The organism is Variovorax sp. Varisp85 (assembly GCF_047304045.1).
In the GTDB taxonomy this organism is placed as follows: domain Bacteria; phylum Pseudomonadota; class Gammaproteobacteria; order Burkholderiales; family Burkholderiaceae_C; genus Variovorax.
Window position 1 is genome coordinate 1 of sequence record NZ_JBGLYN010000105.1, and the last position, 15,361, is coordinate 15,361.

The following is a 15,361-nucleotide window of genomic DNA, read 5'->3' on the forward strand; positions in this document are numbered from 1 at the left end:
GGCAGAGGCCAGCCCGCAGACGGCCAGGGCAGCGTATGCCGTGAGGGTTTTCTTCATTCAGAGTTCTCCAGTTTCAGCGGCTCTTCATCGAGCAGCCGGCACGCATCGTCTCGCTCAAATTCGGAGGAATTTGGTGGACGCCTCCTGCTTTGCACGGACTGTTGTTTGCCTGCACACCACCGCAGGAAACACCTCGCACAAGAAGTCTCCCCAAAGCCGCGCGATGCTCGGTGGCCGAAGGAGTCCTCCATGGCCATTGCCTTGCAAAGCACCATCGCCACCTCGCTGGGCGTGCAGCAACTCGCCAGCGCATTCAGCCCCGCCTTTTCCTACCTGCGCGTTCCTCGCAACCTCATCATCCCGATGCCCGAAGGGCACGCGGCTGCAGGAGCGCGCGCGAGGTGAAAGATCCCGCATGGCGCGAAAAAATCTGCCGGGCCGCCGGCACCGAAACCGTGCCGGCGTGGACGGCCACAAACGCCATGGGGTTGCAGTAAGGCAAAGACCCCGAGCACCCCGGGGCAGCCGGAGAAAAGTCCCAAATTTCTCCGACATTGGCAAGGACCATGCGGCGATGCACTTACCGAAGTCCCTCGCAGCGGCATCCGCGCTGCTCGCCTCGCTCGCAGCCTCTCCCGCCTGGGCCGTCGAACCGTTCACCGTCAAGGACATCCGCCTCGAAGGCCTGCAGCGCGTCGAACCCGGCACCGTCTTCGCCACCATGGGCCTGCGCACCGGCGACACCTACAGCGACGAACGCGGCAGCGCCGCCATCCGCGAGCTTTTCAAGCTCGGCCTCTTCAAGGACGTGCGCATCGACGTCAACGGCAGCGTGCTGGTGGTGATCGTGGAAGAACGTCCCTCGATCGCCGACGTCGACTTCGTGGGCGCCAAGGAGTTCGACAAGGCCGCGCTGCAGAAGGCGCTGCGCGAGGTGGGCCTCGCCGAAGGCCAGGCCTACGACAAGGCACTGGCCGACCGCGCCGAGCAGGAGCTCAAGCGGCAGTACATCAGCCGCAGCCTCTACAACGCGCAGGTCGTCACCACCGTCACGCCGCTGGAGAACAATCGCGTGAACCTGACTTTCACGGTGACCGAAGGCGATTCCGCACGCATCAAGGAAGTGCACGTGGTCGGCAACAAGGCCTTCAGCGAAAGCACGCTGCTCGACCTGTTCGACCAGGACAGCGGCGGCTGGCTCGCCTGGTACACCAAGTCGAACCAGTACTCACGCACCAAGTTCAACGGCGACCTCGAGACGCTGCGCTCGTACTACATCACGCGCGGCTACCTGGAGTTCCGCATCGAGTCGACGCAGGTCGCCCTCTCGCCCGACCGCCAGGCGCTCACCCTCACGATCAACATCACCGAAGGCGAGAAGTTCGTGGTGGCCGGCGTGAAGCTCTCGGGCGACTACATGGGCCACGAGGACGAGTTCAAGACGCTGGTGACGATCCGTCCCGGCACACCCTACAACGGGGAGGACGTGGCCGCCACCACCAAGGCCTTCACCGACTACTTCGGCACCTTCGGCTACGCCTTCGCGCGCGTGAGGGCCGAGCCCGAGATCGACCGTACGAACAATCGCGTCACGCTGGTGCTGAAGGCCGAGGCCTCGCGGCGCGCGTACGTGCGCCGCATCAACATCGGCGGCAACGCCCGCACGCGCGACGAGGTGATCCGCCGCGAGTTCCGCCAGTACGAAGGCGCCTGGTACGACGGCAACAAGATCCGCGCCTCGCGCGACCGCATCGACCGCCTGGGCTTCTTCACCGAGGTGAACGTCGACACCATCGACGTACCCGGCTCGCCCGATCAGGTCGACCTGGCGGTGAACGTGACCGAAAAGCCGACCGGCTCGCTGCAGTTGGGCGCGGGCTACTCGTCCACCGACAAGGTCTCGCTGAGCTTCGGGATCACGCAGGAGAACGTGTTCGGCAGCGGCAACTACCTGGGGTTGAACGTGAACACGAGCTCGTACAACCGCACCGTCTCGCTGACGGCGACGGACCCGTACTTCACCAAGGACGGCATCTCGCGCACGATCAACGTGTTCCACACCACCACGCGGCCGTACTACGAGGCCGACGGCAACTACAAGCTCGCGAGTGACGGCGGCTCCGTGCGCTTCGGCTTCCCGGTGGGCGAGCAGGACACGGTGTACCTCGGCATCGGCGTGGAGCGCTATTCGTTCACGCCCGGCACCAACGGCACCTACACGCTGGTCAATGGCTCGTACGTGTACACCGCCACGCCGCAGGCCTACCTCGACTATTTCAAGTGCACGGGCACCGTGCCGAGCGTGACCTGCGCCAATTCGAGCGTGCTGGGCATCCCGGCCACGCTGGGCTGGTCGCGCGACGACCGCGACAGCGCGCTGGTGCCCACGCGCGGCAAGCTGCAGAGCGCCAACCTCGAAATGGGCGTGGGCAGCGAGCTGCGCTACCTGAAGACCAACTACCAGTACCAGCAGTACTTCCCGCTTTCGAAGCAGTACACGCTGGCCATCAACGGCCAGCTAGGCTATGCGCGCGCACTGGGAAGCAGCACCTACCCCATCTTCAAGAACTTCTATGCCGGCGGGCTCGGCTCGATCCGCGGCTTCGAACAGAACTCGCTCGGCCCGACCGACGCGGTCACGGGCGGTTCGCTCGGCGGCACGCGCAAGGCGATCTTCAACATGGAGTTCAGTACACCGTTCCCCGGCGCGGGCAACGACCGCACGCTGCGGCTCTACACCTTCCTCGACGCGGGCAACGTGTTCGCCGATCGCACGGCCAGCATGACGGACGCGCAGTGGAAGGCGCAGAACCGCATCCGCGCATCGACCGGCATCGGCATCAGCTGGATCTCGCCGCTGGGCCCGCTGCGGCTGGCCTATGCGGTGCCGCTGCTCTACCAGAAGGCCGACACCGCCAACGGCATCGCGGCCGACCGCACGCAGCGCTTCCAGTTCCAGATCGGAACCTCCTTCTGAGCGCCAGGGTCCAGAGCATGAGCCGCATCCTGCTGGTGGAAGACGGGCGCGACAGCGCGCCGCTGCTGCTGGGCCACCTGCAGGGCGCGGGCCATGAGGTCGAGCAGATCGAAGACGGCGCAGCGGCGCTGGAGCGCATCCTGAGCGCGCGGTCGACGGGCACATCAAGAACCTGCGCAGGAAGCTCGCGGAAGCCGTGCCGTCGCACGACTGGATCCGCTCGGCCTATGGCGTGGGCTTCTGCTTCGCGGAACGGCCGGCCTGAGGCGGCGCGCCGTCGCGACTCCGCGTGCGCATGTGGCTGGCGAGGCTCAGCCTATGGCGCGCGGCGGCACCATCGCGCGGATGCGCTCGGAGCCTTCCAGAGCGCGGGCGCGACGGGTGCTGAGGGCCGCGTGGCGCCTTCTTCCGCCCAGAACACGAACAGCGTCCATGCGAGGGCTCATGGGCCGCATCGTGCAGCTCGATCCGGGAGAAATGTGGGAGAACATCTCTCCCAATTTCCTCCACATTCGGCCCCGAGGATCACCCGCTTGCCCATGAAGCCCCCCAACGCCTGCCCGCAGTGCATGCCGCAGAATGCGGCCATGCCTTCCCCGAGCCCATGCCTCACCTGACCCTTTCCAGAAAGATCTTCCTGGCGCTGGCCGCCTTGTTGATCGTGCTGCTGATCAGCTTCGCGGGCCTGTCGATCATTGCGCTGCAGCGCGGCCTGGGCTCCTACGTGGCCGAAATCGAGATCCGGCGCATGGACTGGCTCTCGCAGCTGCTGCTGAAGCACTACGTCGCCAATGGCGACTGGAAGAGCCTGCACGACAACGACGACGCCTGGCGCCGCCTGCAGATGGGCCGGCTGGCCGCCGTGCTCGACGGCGCCGCGGGCAACGGCAACGCAGACGAGCGGCGGTTGCCCCCCTGGTACGAACACCGCGCCATGCGCGGCGATGCCCCGCCCGACAACGGCGCCGACGGCAGCCCGCCGCCCCTGCCGCCCCCGCAGCAACTCGACCTGTTGCCGCGCCGGGGGCCGGCCATGCCGCCACCATGGCCCTTCCCAGATCTGCGCGAGATGCCGGACTCCATCTTCCAGCGGCTGGCCGTGCTCGACGCGCACGGCGCGCGCGTGGTAGGCGCCAACGTCGATCTGGAAAACGCCGCGCGCACGCCGATCCGGCGCGACCGGACAGTCATCGGCTACCTCGCGCTCACGCCGATGCGGGGCCTCGAGAGCGAAGCCGACCGCGCCTTCGTCGCGCGGCAGTCGGGCGTGATCGTGCTCACCGGCCTGTGCGGCCTCGGCTTCGCGCTGATGCTGTCGTGGTTGCTGGCGCGCCGCTGGTTCAGGCCCATCGACGAGCTCACGCTGGCCGCGCAGGACCTGGCGCGCGGGCGGCTGTCCACCCGCGTCGCGGTGCACGGTTCGGACGAGCTGGCGCTGCTCGGGCGGACTTTCAACGATATGGCGCAGCGCCTCGACACGGTGGAAGCCTCGCGCCGCGCCTGGCTGGCCGACGCGGCGCACGAGCTGCGCACGCCGCTGGCGGCCATGCGTGCTGAGATCGAGGCGCTGCAGGACGGCGTGCGCACCTTCGACGAACGCACCGCGCTGCGGCTGCACCGGCAGGTGATCCGCCTCGGCCAGCTGGTCGACGACCTGCGCAGCAGCATGCGTGAACCGCAGAGCGACCTGCTCACCACCACGGTGTTTCCGCTGTCGCTGCTGAAGGAGGCGCTCGACCACACGCACGACCGCTTCGCCAGGCGCGCCATCGCGGTGGACCGGCGCGCCATCGACCTCATCGGCGCCTCCGCGCAGCCGACCATCGACGGCGACGCGCACCGGCTGCACCAGGTCTTCATGAACCTGCTGGAGAACACGCTGGCCTACACCAACGACGGCGGCACGCTGCGCATCGGCGTCACGGTCGAAGGCGCATGGACCGGCAACTGCCTCACCCTGCTGTTCGACGACAGCGCGCCCGGCGTGCCCGAGGCCGAGCTGCCGCGCCTGTTCGACCGCCTGTTCCGCGGCGAGAGCTCACGCAGCCGCGAACACGGCGGCTCGGGACTCGGCCTCTCGATCTGCCGCGCGACCATCGAGGCGCACGGCGGCACCATCGACGCATCGGCCTCGCCGCTCGGCGGGCTGCGCGTGACCATCACACTTCCATTGGCGGCATCGTCATGACACGCATCGTCATCGTCGAAGACGAAATCGACATCGCCTCGGTGGTGCAGGACTACCTGCGCCACGCGGGCTATGAAACCGAACACTTCACCGACGGGCCCAGCGCGTTGGAAAGCATCGTCGCAGCGCCGCCCGACCTCACGCTGCTCGACATCATGCTGCCGCGGCTCGACGGCATCGAGGTGCTGCGCCGTGCGCGCGAGCACACGGCGCACCCGATCATCATGCTGACCGCGCGCATCGAGGAGGTCGACCGGCTGCTGGGCCTGGAGCTGGGCGCCGACGACTACGTGTGCAAGCCTTTCTCGCCGCGCGAACTGGTGGCGCGCGTGCGCGCCGTGCTGCGGCGCACCGCACCGGGCCTGCAGGGCCCGGCGTCGCAGAGCGAGGCACCGGGGCTGGTGCTCGACGACGTGCACTGGCGCGCGTCGCTCGAAGGCACGCCGCTGAATCTCACGCGGCGCGAATTCGGGCTGCTGCAGGTGCTGTCACGGCATCCGGGGCGCATCTTCTCGCGCGCCCGCCTGCTGGAGCTGGCCTACGACGACACGGTGGACGTGACGGAACGCGCCATCGACAGCCACGTGAAGAACCTGCGCCGCAAGCTCGGCGCGGTAACGCCCGAATACGACTGGATCCGGTCGGTGTACGGCGTCGGCTTCGCGTGGGAGGCACCGGCCGACGCCGCGCGGTGAGCGCTTTTCGCGCTCCTCCTCTTCTTACTGGTAGGCCGCCAGCTCCTGCTTCGCAATGGCGTTGCGGTGCACCTCGTCGGGACCGTCGGCCACGCGCAGGTGCCTCTCGTAGGCGTAGAAATGCGTGAGCAGCGTGTCCTGGCTCAGCCCCATGGCGCCGAAGGCCTGCATCGCCCAGTCGACCACCTTCACGCAGTTGTTGGGCGTGAGCACCTTGATCATCGCGATCTCCTTTGCGGCGACTTTGTTGCCCACGGTGTCCATGCGGTAGGCGGCGTTGAGCACCATCCAGCGCGACTGCTCGATGAGCATTCGCGATTCGGCAATGCGCTCGCGCCACACGCCCTGCTCCGACAGCGGCTTGTGGAAGGCGGTGCGCGACACCAGGCGCCGGCACATCATCTCGAGCGCGGACTCGGCCATGCCGATGGCGCGCATGCAATGGTGGATACGCCCCGGCCCGAGGCGGCCCTGCGCAATTTCGAAGCCACGGCCTTCGCCGAGCAGGATGTTCTCGACCGGCACGCGCACGTTCTCGAACACGATCTCGGGGTGGCCGAACGGCGGGTCGTACATGCCGAGCAGCTGCATGTCGCGCACGATGGTGATGCCCGGCGTGTTCTTCGGCACGAGGATCATCGACTGCTGCCTGTGGCGGTCGGCGTTGTCGGGGTCGGTCTTGCCCATCAGAATGAAGATCTCGCAGCGCTCGTTCATCGCGCCGGTGATGTACCACTTGCGTCCGTTGATGACGTACTCGTTGCCTTCGCGCCGGATGCTGCAGCGGATGTTGGTGGCGTCGCTCGATGCGACTTCAGGCTCGGTCATCGCGAACGACGAGCGGATCTCGCCCGCGAGCAGCGGCGTGAGCCAGCGCTCCTGCTGCGCCTTGGTGCCATAGCGGGCCAGCACTTCCATGTTGCCGGTGTCGGGCGCGGAACAGTTGAAGATTTCCGCGCACCAGTAGCGCCGCCCCATGATCTCGCACAGCGGGGCGTACTCGACGTTGGTGAGGCCGGGGCCGTGCTCGGCCTCGGGAAGGAACAGGTTCCACAGCCCGCGCTCGCGCGCCTTGGCCTTGAGGCCGGCCATCATCGGCAGCTCGGCGTATGCCCGCCCGGCGCGGGCGTTGGCGGCCAGCTCTTCCTCGCGGCGTTTCTCGTTCGGGTAGACGAACTCGTCCATGAACTTGAGCAGCTCGTCGCGCAGCGCGATCGCCCGGGGGGTGAATTCGAAATGCATGGTGCGTCCTTCAACAGTCGATGTGCATTGAAGGTACGCGGCGCATGGTGTTTCGCACGGTCGTTCATGCGACAGCCAAGGGCCTGTGCTGTCGCCTTCGCAGCAGCCGCCGGCGCGACAATGTGCGCATGACCACCAGCACCTCCGACGCCACGCCACGCCCCGCTTCGCCGCGCCCCGTGCGCACGGCCGCCACCCTCATCGTCCTGCGCGACGGCAGCCACGGGCTCGAGGTGCTGATGCTGCGGCGGGCCGAGAAGGCCGACGACCAGAACAGCGGTGCCAGCGTGTTTCCGGGCGGCGTGATCGACGCGCACGACCGCAGCCTGCACGGGCACTGCGGCGGCCTGGACGACAGCGCCGCGAGCGAACGCCTCGCGGTGCCGCAGGGCGGCCTCGACTACTACGCGGCCGCGATCCGCGAATGCTTCGAGGAAGCCGGCGTGCTGTTCGCGGCCGACGGCACGGGCCGGCTGGTGGCGCTCGACAAGCTGCCGCCCGCGCAACTCGCGGCCATGCGCGACGAAGCGGAGCAAGGCACCGACGCGCTGATTTCGCTGTGCGACCGGCACGGCTGGCAGCTCGCGGCCGACCGGCTCGCCTACTTCACCCACTGGCTCACGCCGCCGGGCATGCCGCGCCGCTTCGACACCCGCTTCTTTCTCGCGCCAATGCCCGAGGCGCAGAGCGTGCGGCCCGACGGGCGCGAGACGGTCGAGCACATGTGGCTGCGGCCGGCCGAGGCCGTGGCGCCCGCGCGCGGGCTCAAGCTGATGAACGTGACGCGCCGCATCCTCGAACAGCTCGCGCATTTCGCAAGCACGGCCGAACTCATGGCCCATGCGCGCGGCCTGACGCACATCCCGCGCATCATGCCGCGGCTGGCGGACGGTCCCGCGGGCCGGCGGCCGGTGAACATGGAAGAGCCGGCGTACGAGGAAGTCGGGCACGTCGATCCGGACGGCAAGGGCGGCGGCCGCTATGCGCACGAGGCCGGACTGGTGATGCGGCTGTCGGCGCGGGTCTTGCGGGTCACGGGCGAGGCCGATGCATCGGGCGCGCTGGCGCACAGCTATTTCGTGGGCGTCGCGGGCGGCGATTGCGCACTGGTCGACGCGCTGCCCGCGAGCCCCGGGCATCTCGCGGCCCTCGTCGCGGCGGCACCTGGCCGGGTGAGATGGCTCCTGTCGACGCAGGCAACGACCGAAGAAGAGAAGAAGCACGCCTTGCACGAGGCCTGGCCCAATGCATCTATCGCATCGCCCGCACCGGGCGAGCAGATCGATCTCGGCGATGCCACGTTGCGCGTGCTGCCCGGCACCGGCGGCGCGCCGACCTGCCAGTTCCTGCAGGTCGAAGACCGGATGCTGCTCGCGGGCCTCGACGCCGGCCCCGCAGCCGACGACGGCCAGGCCAGGTGGATCGCTCTGCGCCACGGCTTCCTGCGCAGCCGGCCCACCCCCTAGCGGCGGAGTGCCACATGGCGGTGGCATGCATCGTGCAAGATCGACCCCATGCTTCCCCTGTCTCCCGACGCGCTGCGCCAGCGGCTGCGGTCCTTCGCTTCCCGCGCGCAGCCCGTGCGCATTCTTCTCACCCTCGGCAGCCTCATGGCGGGCTGCGCCTGGACCGGCCATCCCGATGCGGTGATCCCGCTGTTCCTCGGCGCCATCGCCAGCGCGCTTGCCGAGACCGATGACAGCTGGCGCGGCCGGCTGCGCGCGCAGGTGGTCACGCTGGGCTGCTTCGCCGCCATCGCGTTCGCGGTCGAGGCGGCGTTCGGCCTGCCGCTGCTGTTCATCGCCGGGCTGGCGCTCGCGGCCTTCTGCCTCACGATGCTCGGTGCGGTGGGAGCGCGCTACAAGGCGATCGCGTACGCGACGCTGATCCTCGCGATGTACGCCACGCTCGGCATCGAGAACCTGGGCGCGCACGGCGTGGTGCAGCGCGGGCGCGAGCCTTTGCTGCTGCTGGCCGGCGCGGCCTGGTACGGCGTGTTCTCGGTGCTGTGGTGCGCGGCCTTTCCGGCGCAGCCGGTGCAGGCGCGGCTGGTGACGCTGTTCACGGTGCTGGGCAGCTTCGTGCGCTTCAAGGCCTCGCTGTTCGAGCCGCTGCGCGGCATCGACATCGAGCGCAAGCGGCTCGCGCTCGCGCAGCTCAATGCCGAGGTGGTGGCGGAGCTCAACGCCGCGAAGGAAAGCATCTTCCTGCGCATCGGCGCGCGCGCGCCGCCCGGCCGGCTCTCGCGCTACCGCGGGCTCTACCTGATCGCGCAGGACGTGCACGAGCGCGCCAGCTCCTCGCACGACGACTACAACGCGCTGGCCGATGCCTTCTTCCACAGCGACCTGCTCTACCGCTGCCAGCGCGTGCTGGGCCTGCAGGGGCTGGCCTGCCAGCGGCTGGCCGATTCGATCGCGCGGCGCGAACCCTTCGAGGTCGCTCCGGAGACCGTGCAGGCGCTGGCCGACCTGCGCAGCGCCATCGAGCACGAGCGTGCGCGGGCCGACACGCCCGCGAGGCTGGCGCTGCTGGCATCGGTCGAGGCGCTGGCGCGCAACCTCGCGCTGCTCGACGGCCAGCTCACGGGTGCCAGCCAGCCGTCGGCGCGCGCGGGCCGCACCGAGATGGGCCTGTTCGACCGCTCGCCGCGCTCGTGGCGCGATGCGGTCGAGCGCGTGCGGCGGCAGCTCACCACGCGCTCTCCGCTCTTTCGCCACGCGCTGCGGCTGTCGATCGCGCTGGTTGCGGGCTACGGGGTGATGCGCGCCATCCACCCGGCGCAGGGCTACTGGATCCTGCTGACCACGCTGTTCGTCTGCCAGCAGACCTACGGCGACACCATTTCGCGCATGGGGCAGCGCATCGCCGGCACCGCGCTCGGCGTGGTGGCCGGATGGGCGCTGCTGCAGCTGTTTCCGCAGCCGCTGGTGCAGTCGGTGATCGCGGTGGCTGCCGGCGTGCTGTTCTTCGCGACCCGCGCCACGCGCTATCTGCTGGCCACAGCATCGATGACGCTGCTGGTGCTGATGTGCTTCAACCAGGTCGGCGACAGCGGCGTGCTGCTGGTGCCGCGGCTGGTCGACACCGCCATCGGCAGCGCGATCGCCGGGCTGGCCGTGCTGCTGGTGCTGCCGCACTGGCAGGCGCGGCGCATCAATGAACTGGCCGCAGCCGCGATGCGCGGCCATGCCGGCTACCTGCGGCAGATCGTCAGCCAGTACCGCACCGGCGCGCGCGACCACCTCGACTACCGGCTGGCGCGGCGCAACGACCACAACGCGGACGCGGCGCTGTCCACGGCGGTGTCGGACATGTTCCGCGAGCCGGGCTATGTGCGGCCGCGCGCGGGGGTGGCGCTGCGCTTCCTGATCCGCTCGCACACGCTGCTGAGCTACCTCTCGGCCCTGGGCGCCCACCGCGCGGCGCTGCCCGACTCGGCGCAGATGGCACTGCTGCAAACGGCGGCGGAAGGAGCTATCGCGGCGCTCGAAGGGCTGGCGGCCGGGCTGGAAAAGGGCCTGATCGAGGCGCCGGGCGATGCCGCCGCGGAGCCTGCCGCGCGGGCCGCACTGGCGCAGGCCGTCGCCACCAGCAACGACCCGCAGGCGCGAACCCTTCACACCGAACTCGGCCTGATCTGGCTGCAGATCGACGCCCTGCGCACCCACGCACGCGAATGGCTGCAGTCCGAAGGCAGCGAAACCACGGCCGCGCCAGCCTGACGAACATCCATGCGATCCGGTCGGTTGAAACCCCCGTGGCGAGCGCCGCAAACCGCGGCAGGTAAAATTGCCCCTACATGTCCCGCTGGTTTGCCGCTGCTGTCCTCTCCATCATGTTGTCCTGCTACGGCTTTGCCGTGCTTGCGCACAGCATGATCGGTGCCGGCCATTCGCACGGCGAGTCGCAGGCCGCCACGCTGGTCGTGGCGCTCTCCGACGCTCCGGCAGGGGCTGCCGATGAGGCCTCGGACGATGCCCTTTCCCTCGACGAGGCCGGCTCCGAACACGCCGAACTGGTCAACGCGCGCAACGACGCTCCCGCACTGCTGCGCTTCACGGAACAGCCGCCAAAGCTCGGCCTGACCACCACCGTCTCGCCGTTCCTCGCGCGACCCAAGCGGCCACCCCGGGCCGCTGCCTTCGTCGCCTAGGCCCCCAAAGCCTGCGCGACCGGGAGCCGCCATGGCTCCCGCCCTTGCGATCCGGGGCCGCCCCATGCGGTACCCGCATCGCGGCAACGACACCTCTCATTTTCAGGCCCTGCGCCGCCACTGCACGCGCCATTTGCGCGCAGCCGGCACAGGTCCGGCTTCAAGGAATCCACACAATGAACAACAGCCCTATCGCCCATCACGACAGCATCGATCTGCCCCTCGCATCGCCGCAGGAGCGCAACCGCGTCCTGCGCAACACCTACTGGCTGCTCGCGCTGTCGATGGTGCCCACCGTGCTCGGCGCCTGGATCGGCGTTGCCACCGGCTTGTCGCGCGCCATGTCGCCGGGCATCGGCCTGATGGTGTTCCTCGGCGGCGCCTTCGGCTTCATGTACGCCATCGAGAGGACCAAGGAATCGGCCGCCGGCGTGCCGGTGCTGCTGGCCTTCACATTCTTCATGGGACTGATGCTGTCGCGCCTTGTCGGCGCGGTGCTCGGCCTGGCCAACGGCGCGAGCCTGGTGATGACGGCGTTCGCTGGCACCGGCGCGATCTTCTTCGGCATGGCCACGCTGTCGTCGGTCATCAAGCGCGACCTGTCTTCCATGGGCAAGTGGCTCTTCATCGGCGCGATCGGGCTGCTGGTGGCGGGCATCGCCAACTTCTTCATCCAGTCGAGCGCGCTGATGATGACGCTGTCGGTCCTGGCCATCGGCATCTTCTCGGCCTTCATCCTGCACGACCTCAAGCGCGTGAAGGACGGCCTGGAAACCAACTACATCTCCGCCACGCTGGGTGTGTATCTCAGCATCTACAACGTCTTCCAGTCGCTGCTGGCCCTGCTGGGCATCGCCGGCGGCCGCGACGAGTAATCCCCCGAAAAGGAGAACTGACATGCGCCTCACCACCAAGGGCCGCTTCGCGGTCACCGCGATGATCGACATCGCTCTGCACGGCCGTTCGGGCCCCGTCACGCTGGCCTCGATCAGCCTGCGCCAGCGCGTGTCGCTGTCCTACCTGGAGCTGCTGTTCGGCAAGCTGCGCCGCGCCGGCCTCGTCGAATCGACCCGCGGCCCGGGCGGCGGGTACTCTCTGAGCCGCAAGGCGGCGGAGATTTCCGTGGCCGACATCGTCCTCTCGATCGAGGAACACGATGCGGAATCCTCCCGCCGGCGCAATGCCGACGCGCCGGGCGAGGCCGGCCGCTGCGAAATCGACGAGCTCTGGGCCACCGTGAACCTGCGGGCGGTCGAGTTCCTCAGGTCGATCTCGCTGCAAAGCCTGGTCGACGAGCAGAAGGCCAAGGGCGTGCAGGCCGCGGCACGCAGCGACAGCCGGCGCACGCCGTCCGGCCAGCCGTCCACGCGCAAGCCTTTTGTCGTCGACGCGCCGAACTCGGTGTTCGCACTGGGACGGCGCCAGCAAGGCGCCAGCTGACGGCGTCGCGGCGGCTTCCCGGTTCAGCGCTCTTCGGCAGCTGGCAAGCGCCGCGGCAGGCCCGGCAGGGTCCATCCGAAGGTCATGCCCGCCGCCGCGATCAAAATGGCCGCCGCGCCCACCAGCTGCAGCGCGCCCAGCCGCTGGCCGAAGGCGACGTAGTCGACGCCAATGGCCACCAGCGGATAGATGAACGACAGCGCGCCCGCCACCGGCGTCGAGAGCTTCTGCAGCGCGCCGTACAGCAGCACGAACACCAGCCCCGTGTAGACCACGCCCATCGTCAGGTGCACGCCCCAGGTGGCGGCGTCGGCGGGCAGCGTCTTCAGGTGCGCGAAGGGCGCGAGCAGCACGATGCCCACGCAGACCTGGATCAGTGCGATGAGGTGCGGCGCGATGCCGTCGAGCTTCTTCGCGACGATGGCGGCCACCGCGTAGCAGAAGGCCGCGCCCAGCGCCATGAGCACGCCGATCAAGTAAGAGGAACCGTCGGCACCACCGCCGGACTTGGCCTGCGCCACCAGCACCACGCCGGCGAACGCGATGCACAGCCAGATGGCCTTCATCGCGGTCAGCCGCTCCGACAGCAGCAGCGCGCCGAGCGCGACCAGCATGAAGGGCTGCGTTTTGTAGACCGCCGTGGCGATCGAGATCGACGCATGCGAGAAGGCCGCGAAGATCAGCACCCAGTTGACGACCAGCGCCACGCCGCCGAGTGCGGCCAGAGCAAAGCTGCGCAGCGTCAGGCCGCGCCGCAGCAGGCCCAGCGCGAGGCACACGACCAGCAGCGTCGCCGCGCCGAACACGCAGCGCCAGAACAGCAGGTCGGGCAATGGCTGGCCCGAGCGCACGACGAACCATCCGATGGTTCCGGAAATCACCATGGCCACGCTCATCTCCAGCGCGCCGCGCAACTGCGTCTGCATGTCTCGGTTCCGAACGATAGAAAGAAGGAGCAAGCGTGCCACGTCCCGCGCGGATTGGATATGCTTTTAATAAGGAAACAGTTGCCAGCTGCCTTTGAAAAAAAGCCGCCAAGGCCCATTCGTCACCGGAGATCGGAAATGCTCGACGCAACAGACGGGCACGGCACCCGCATTCCATAAAACCAAGGAGACGCTCATGATCACTTCCCGTCGCGGCCTGCTGGCCGGTTCCGCTGCCATGGCCACGGGCGCCATCGCCGGTTGCGCGCTGCCCGCCGGGGCCGGCCGCGCGGCGGCAACGCCGTTCGACATCGCCGCATCGACCATCCCGATCGTCGGCAGCGAGCAGGTCTTTCCGGTGCGCCGCATCTACTGCATCGGCCGCAACTACGAGGCACATGCGCGCGAGATGGGTTCGGACCCGAGCCGCGAGCCACCCTTCTTCTTCCAGAAACCGGCCGACGCGATCCAGGTCGTGACGCCGGGCGTGGTGGCCGACCACCCCTACCCCACGCTCACGAAGAACTACCACTACGAAGTGGAGCTGGTGGTGGCGCTGGGCAAGGGCGGGCGCAACATCCCGGCGAGCTCGGCGCTGGACCACGTGTACGGCTATTCGCTCGGCCTCGACATGACGCGCCGCGACCTGCAGCGCGAGATGGGCGACCAGAAGAAACCCTGGGAAATCGGCAAGAGCTTCGACCACTCGGCGCCCGTCGGCCCGATCCACCCGGTGGCGAAGGTCGGGCACTTCACCGATGGCGCGATCTGGCTCAAGGTGAACGGGCAGACGAAGCAGAACGCCACGCTCAGGCACATGATCTGGTCTGTGGCCGAGCAGATCAGCCGGCTGTCGCAAGCCTTCGAGCTGAAGCCGGGCGACATCATCTACTCGGGCACGCCGGAGAACGTCGGGCCGGTGGTGCGCGGCGACCTGATCGAGATCCACATCGACCGGCTGCCGGAGCTGTCGGTGCGGATCGTCTGAGGGCTGCGGGAGAGGTGCCGGCGCGGGAGCCGCGGGACCATTTTTCCTGCCGGATCGATGCGGATCATCGGGGCTCCCGCATCTCCCGAGCCGCCATGTCCCAGCCTCCGCAAGCCACCTGAGCGGCGACTGGCCGCATGGACCGCGCCGCGCGGCTCCCTGAAGCACGCGGCCGCCATCGAGCGGCGCCGTCCAATTTTTCTCCTGTTTTGAAGCTCACGATACCGGCCATGAACAGTCCCCGGCATCGCAGCTCGAACGACGCATCGCACGCGCTGCGCTTCAGCAGCCTGCCGGCGTGGGCGCATGCAAATGGCCATCCCCCGGAGCTCGAGATGCAATCACGATGGAGAAAGACGCGACCCGCCTTCGGCGCCATGCCGCAGCTCGGCAGAGCCTTCCGGACATCGTGTCTCGTGGGCCTGGTGGCCTTCGGCGCGCTGGCGCTCGGCATCTTCGTGGCCGCCGGTGAGACGTGTGCCGCGCACGAAGCCGGCACCCCGGGCAACTACGGCCGATCGACCCTCGCGCCGATCATGGCCACCGGCAACGAGGCGCCGCGCATTCCTTGATGCCGCCTCGCGAGTGCTCCAGCAGCACGCGCTGCCCTTGCATCTATCGACCGCTCACCGCGCCGCGTTCCCAAGCACGATGCAGCCGGTCAAGCTGCAAGCCATCAGCACGCTCGCAAAGAGTCGGATTCGGTCCATTGGAAAACTCACTGCTGGCTGGACAAACAAGAGCCGTGC

13 protein-coding genes and 1 pseudogene are annotated in these 15,361 nt (G+C 68.6%); 12 read left to right on the forward strand and 2 right to left on the reverse strand.

Annotated features, from left to right (window positions below):
- Nucleotides 1-249 precede the first annotated feature (249 nt).
- The 5 genes and pseudogenes from ACCC97_RS27570 (at nucleotide 250) to ACCC97_RS27590 (ending at nucleotide 5,860) form a co-directional block, all read left to right on the forward strand.
- Complete coding sequence (locus tag ACCC97_RS27570; protein ID WP_007828016.1) at nucleotides 250-405, forward strand: hypothetical protein; 156 nt, start codon at nucleotides 250-252, stop codon at nucleotides 403-405.
- Nucleotides 406-574: 169 nt separating this feature from the next.
- The gene (gene bamA / locus ACCC97_RS27575) at nucleotides 575-2,977 is read left to right on the forward strand and encodes an outer membrane protein assembly factor BamA (RefSeq protein ID WP_413336134.1); all 2,403 of its coding nucleotides are present in this window, start codon (nucleotides 575-577) and stop codon (nucleotides 2,975-2,977) included.
- A gap of 142 nt (nucleotides 2,978-3,119) precedes the next feature.
- Nucleotides 3,120-3,242, forward strand: a pseudogene (locus ACCC97_RS27580) (winged helix-turn-helix domain-containing protein); the annotation flags it as partial.
- Between the two features lie 339 nt (nucleotides 3,243-3,581).
- Complete coding sequence (locus ACCC97_RS27585) at nucleotides 3,582-5,165, forward strand: ATP-binding protein (protein ID WP_413336136.1); 1,584 nt, start codon at nucleotides 3,582-3,584, stop codon at nucleotides 5,163-5,165.
- Nucleotides 5,162-5,860, forward strand: a complete 699-nt coding sequence (locus ACCC97_RS27590) for a response regulator (protein ID WP_413336137.1) — start codon at nucleotides 5,162-5,164, stop codon at nucleotides 5,858-5,860. The genes ACCC97_RS27585 and ACCC97_RS27590 overlap by 4 nt, the downstream gene beginning before the upstream one ends.
- A gap of 24 nt (nucleotides 5,861-5,884) precedes the next feature.
- Here ACCC97_RS27590 and ACCC97_RS27595 read toward each other — a convergent pair whose 3' ends face one another.
- Complete coding sequence (locus ACCC97_RS27595) at nucleotides 5,885-7,102, reverse strand: acyl-CoA dehydrogenase family protein (protein ID WP_413336139.1); 1,218 nt, start codon at nucleotides 7,100-7,102, stop codon at nucleotides 5,885-5,887.
- Nucleotides 7,103-7,230: 128 nt separating this feature from the next.
- Here ACCC97_RS27595 and ACCC97_RS27600 point away from each other — a divergent pair, with 128 nt between their 5' ends.
- The 5 genes from ACCC97_RS27600 to ACCC97_RS27620 all read left to right on the forward strand — a co-directional run bounded on the left by ACCC97_RS27600 (nucleotide 7,231) and on the right by ACCC97_RS27620 (nucleotide 12,698).
- Nucleotides 7,231-8,568, forward strand: a complete 1,338-nt coding sequence (locus tag ACCC97_RS27600; protein ID WP_413336140.1) for an NUDIX hydrolase — start codon at nucleotides 7,231-7,233, stop codon at nucleotides 8,566-8,568.
- Between the two features lie 48 nt (nucleotides 8,569-8,616).
- On the forward strand, nucleotides 8,617-10,827 hold the full coding sequence (gene yccS / locus ACCC97_RS27605; RefSeq protein ID WP_413336142.1) for a YccS family putative transporter: 2,211 nt from the start codon (nucleotides 8,617-8,619) through the stop codon (nucleotides 10,825-10,827).
- Nucleotides 10,828-10,940: 113 nt separating this feature from the next.
- Nucleotides 10,941-11,258, forward strand: a complete 318-nt coding sequence (locus tag ACCC97_RS27610) for a hypothetical protein (protein WP_007828034.1) — start codon at nucleotides 10,941-10,943, stop codon at nucleotides 11,256-11,258.
- Nucleotides 11,259-11,434: 176 nt separating this feature from the next.
- Complete coding sequence (locus ACCC97_RS27615; protein WP_007828036.1) at nucleotides 11,435-12,133, forward strand: Bax inhibitor-1/YccA family protein; 699 nt, start codon at nucleotides 11,435-11,437, stop codon at nucleotides 12,131-12,133.
- 22 nt (nucleotides 12,134-12,155) lie between these two features.
- The gene (locus tag ACCC97_RS27620) at nucleotides 12,156-12,698 is read left to right on the forward strand and encodes an Rrf2 family transcriptional regulator (protein WP_007828037.1); all 543 of its coding nucleotides are present in this window, start codon (nucleotides 12,156-12,158) and stop codon (nucleotides 12,696-12,698) included.
- A 23-nt stretch (nucleotides 12,699-12,721) separates the two neighbouring features.
- Here ACCC97_RS27620 and ACCC97_RS27625 read toward each other — a convergent pair whose 3' ends face one another.
- Nucleotides 12,722-13,624: a DMT family transporter gene (locus ACCC97_RS27625; protein ID WP_413336145.1), complete on the reverse strand. Its 903-nt coding sequence runs from the start codon at nucleotides 13,622-13,624 to the stop codon at nucleotides 12,722-12,724.
- Nucleotides 13,625-13,820: 196 nt separating this feature from the next.
- Here ACCC97_RS27625 and ACCC97_RS27630 point away from each other — a divergent pair, with 196 nt between their 5' ends.
- Nucleotides 13,821-14,612, forward strand: a complete 792-nt coding sequence (locus tag ACCC97_RS27630) for a fumarylacetoacetate hydrolase family protein (RefSeq protein WP_007828039.1) — start codon at nucleotides 13,821-13,823, stop codon at nucleotides 14,610-14,612.
- A gap of 230 nt (nucleotides 14,613-14,842) precedes the next feature.
- A complete protein-coding gene (locus ACCC97_RS27635) occupies nucleotides 14,843-15,184 on the forward strand; it encodes a hypothetical protein (protein ID WP_042672577.1) in 342 nt (113 codons plus the stop codon).
- Nucleotides 15,185-15,361: the final 177 nt, after the last annotated feature.

Bases quoted from the DNA above. Each gene is read 5' to 3' on its own strand.
- ACCC97_RS27570 (WP_007828016.1), top strand. From the start codon at position 250: ATGGCCATTGCCTTGCAAAGCACCATCGCCACCTCGCTGGGCGTGCAG.
- bamA (WP_413336134.1), top strand. From the start codon at position 575: ATGCACTTACCGAAGTCCCTCGCAGCGGCATCCGCGCTGCTCGCCTCG.
- ACCC97_RS27585 (WP_413336136.1), top strand. From the start codon at position 3,582: ATGCCTCACCTGACCCTTTCCAGAAAGATCTTCCTGGCGCTGGCCGCC.
- ACCC97_RS27590 (WP_413336137.1), top strand. From the start codon at position 5,162: ATGACACGCATCGTCATCGTCGAAGACGAAATCGACATCGCCTCGGTG.
- ACCC97_RS27595 (WP_413336139.1), bottom strand. From the start codon at position 7,102: ATGCATTTCGAATTCACCCCCCGGGCGATCGCGCTGCGCGACGAGCTG.
- ACCC97_RS27600 (WP_413336140.1), top strand. From the start codon at position 7,231: ATGACCACCAGCACCTCCGACGCCACGCCACGCCCCGCTTCGCCGCGC.
- yccS (WP_413336142.1), top strand. From the start codon at position 8,617: ATGCTTCCCCTGTCTCCCGACGCGCTGCGCCAGCGGCTGCGGTCCTTC.
- ACCC97_RS27610 (WP_007828034.1), top strand. From the start codon at position 10,941: ATGTTGTCCTGCTACGGCTTTGCCGTGCTTGCGCACAGCATGATCGGT.
- ACCC97_RS27615 (WP_007828036.1), top strand. From the start codon at position 11,435: ATGAACAACAGCCCTATCGCCCATCACGACAGCATCGATCTGCCCCTC.
- ACCC97_RS27620 (WP_007828037.1), top strand. From the start codon at position 12,156: ATGCGCCTCACCACCAAGGGCCGCTTCGCGGTCACCGCGATGATCGAC.
- ACCC97_RS27625 (WP_413336145.1), bottom strand. From the start codon at position 13,624: ATGCAGACGCAGTTGCGCGGCGCGCTGGAGATGAGCGTGGCCATGGTG.
- ACCC97_RS27630 (WP_007828039.1), top strand. From the start codon at position 13,821: ATGATCACTTCCCGTCGCGGCCTGCTGGCCGGTTCCGCTGCCATGGCC.
- ACCC97_RS27635 (WP_042672577.1), top strand. From the start codon at position 14,843: ATGAACAGTCCCCGGCATCGCAGCTCGAACGACGCATCGCACGCGCTG.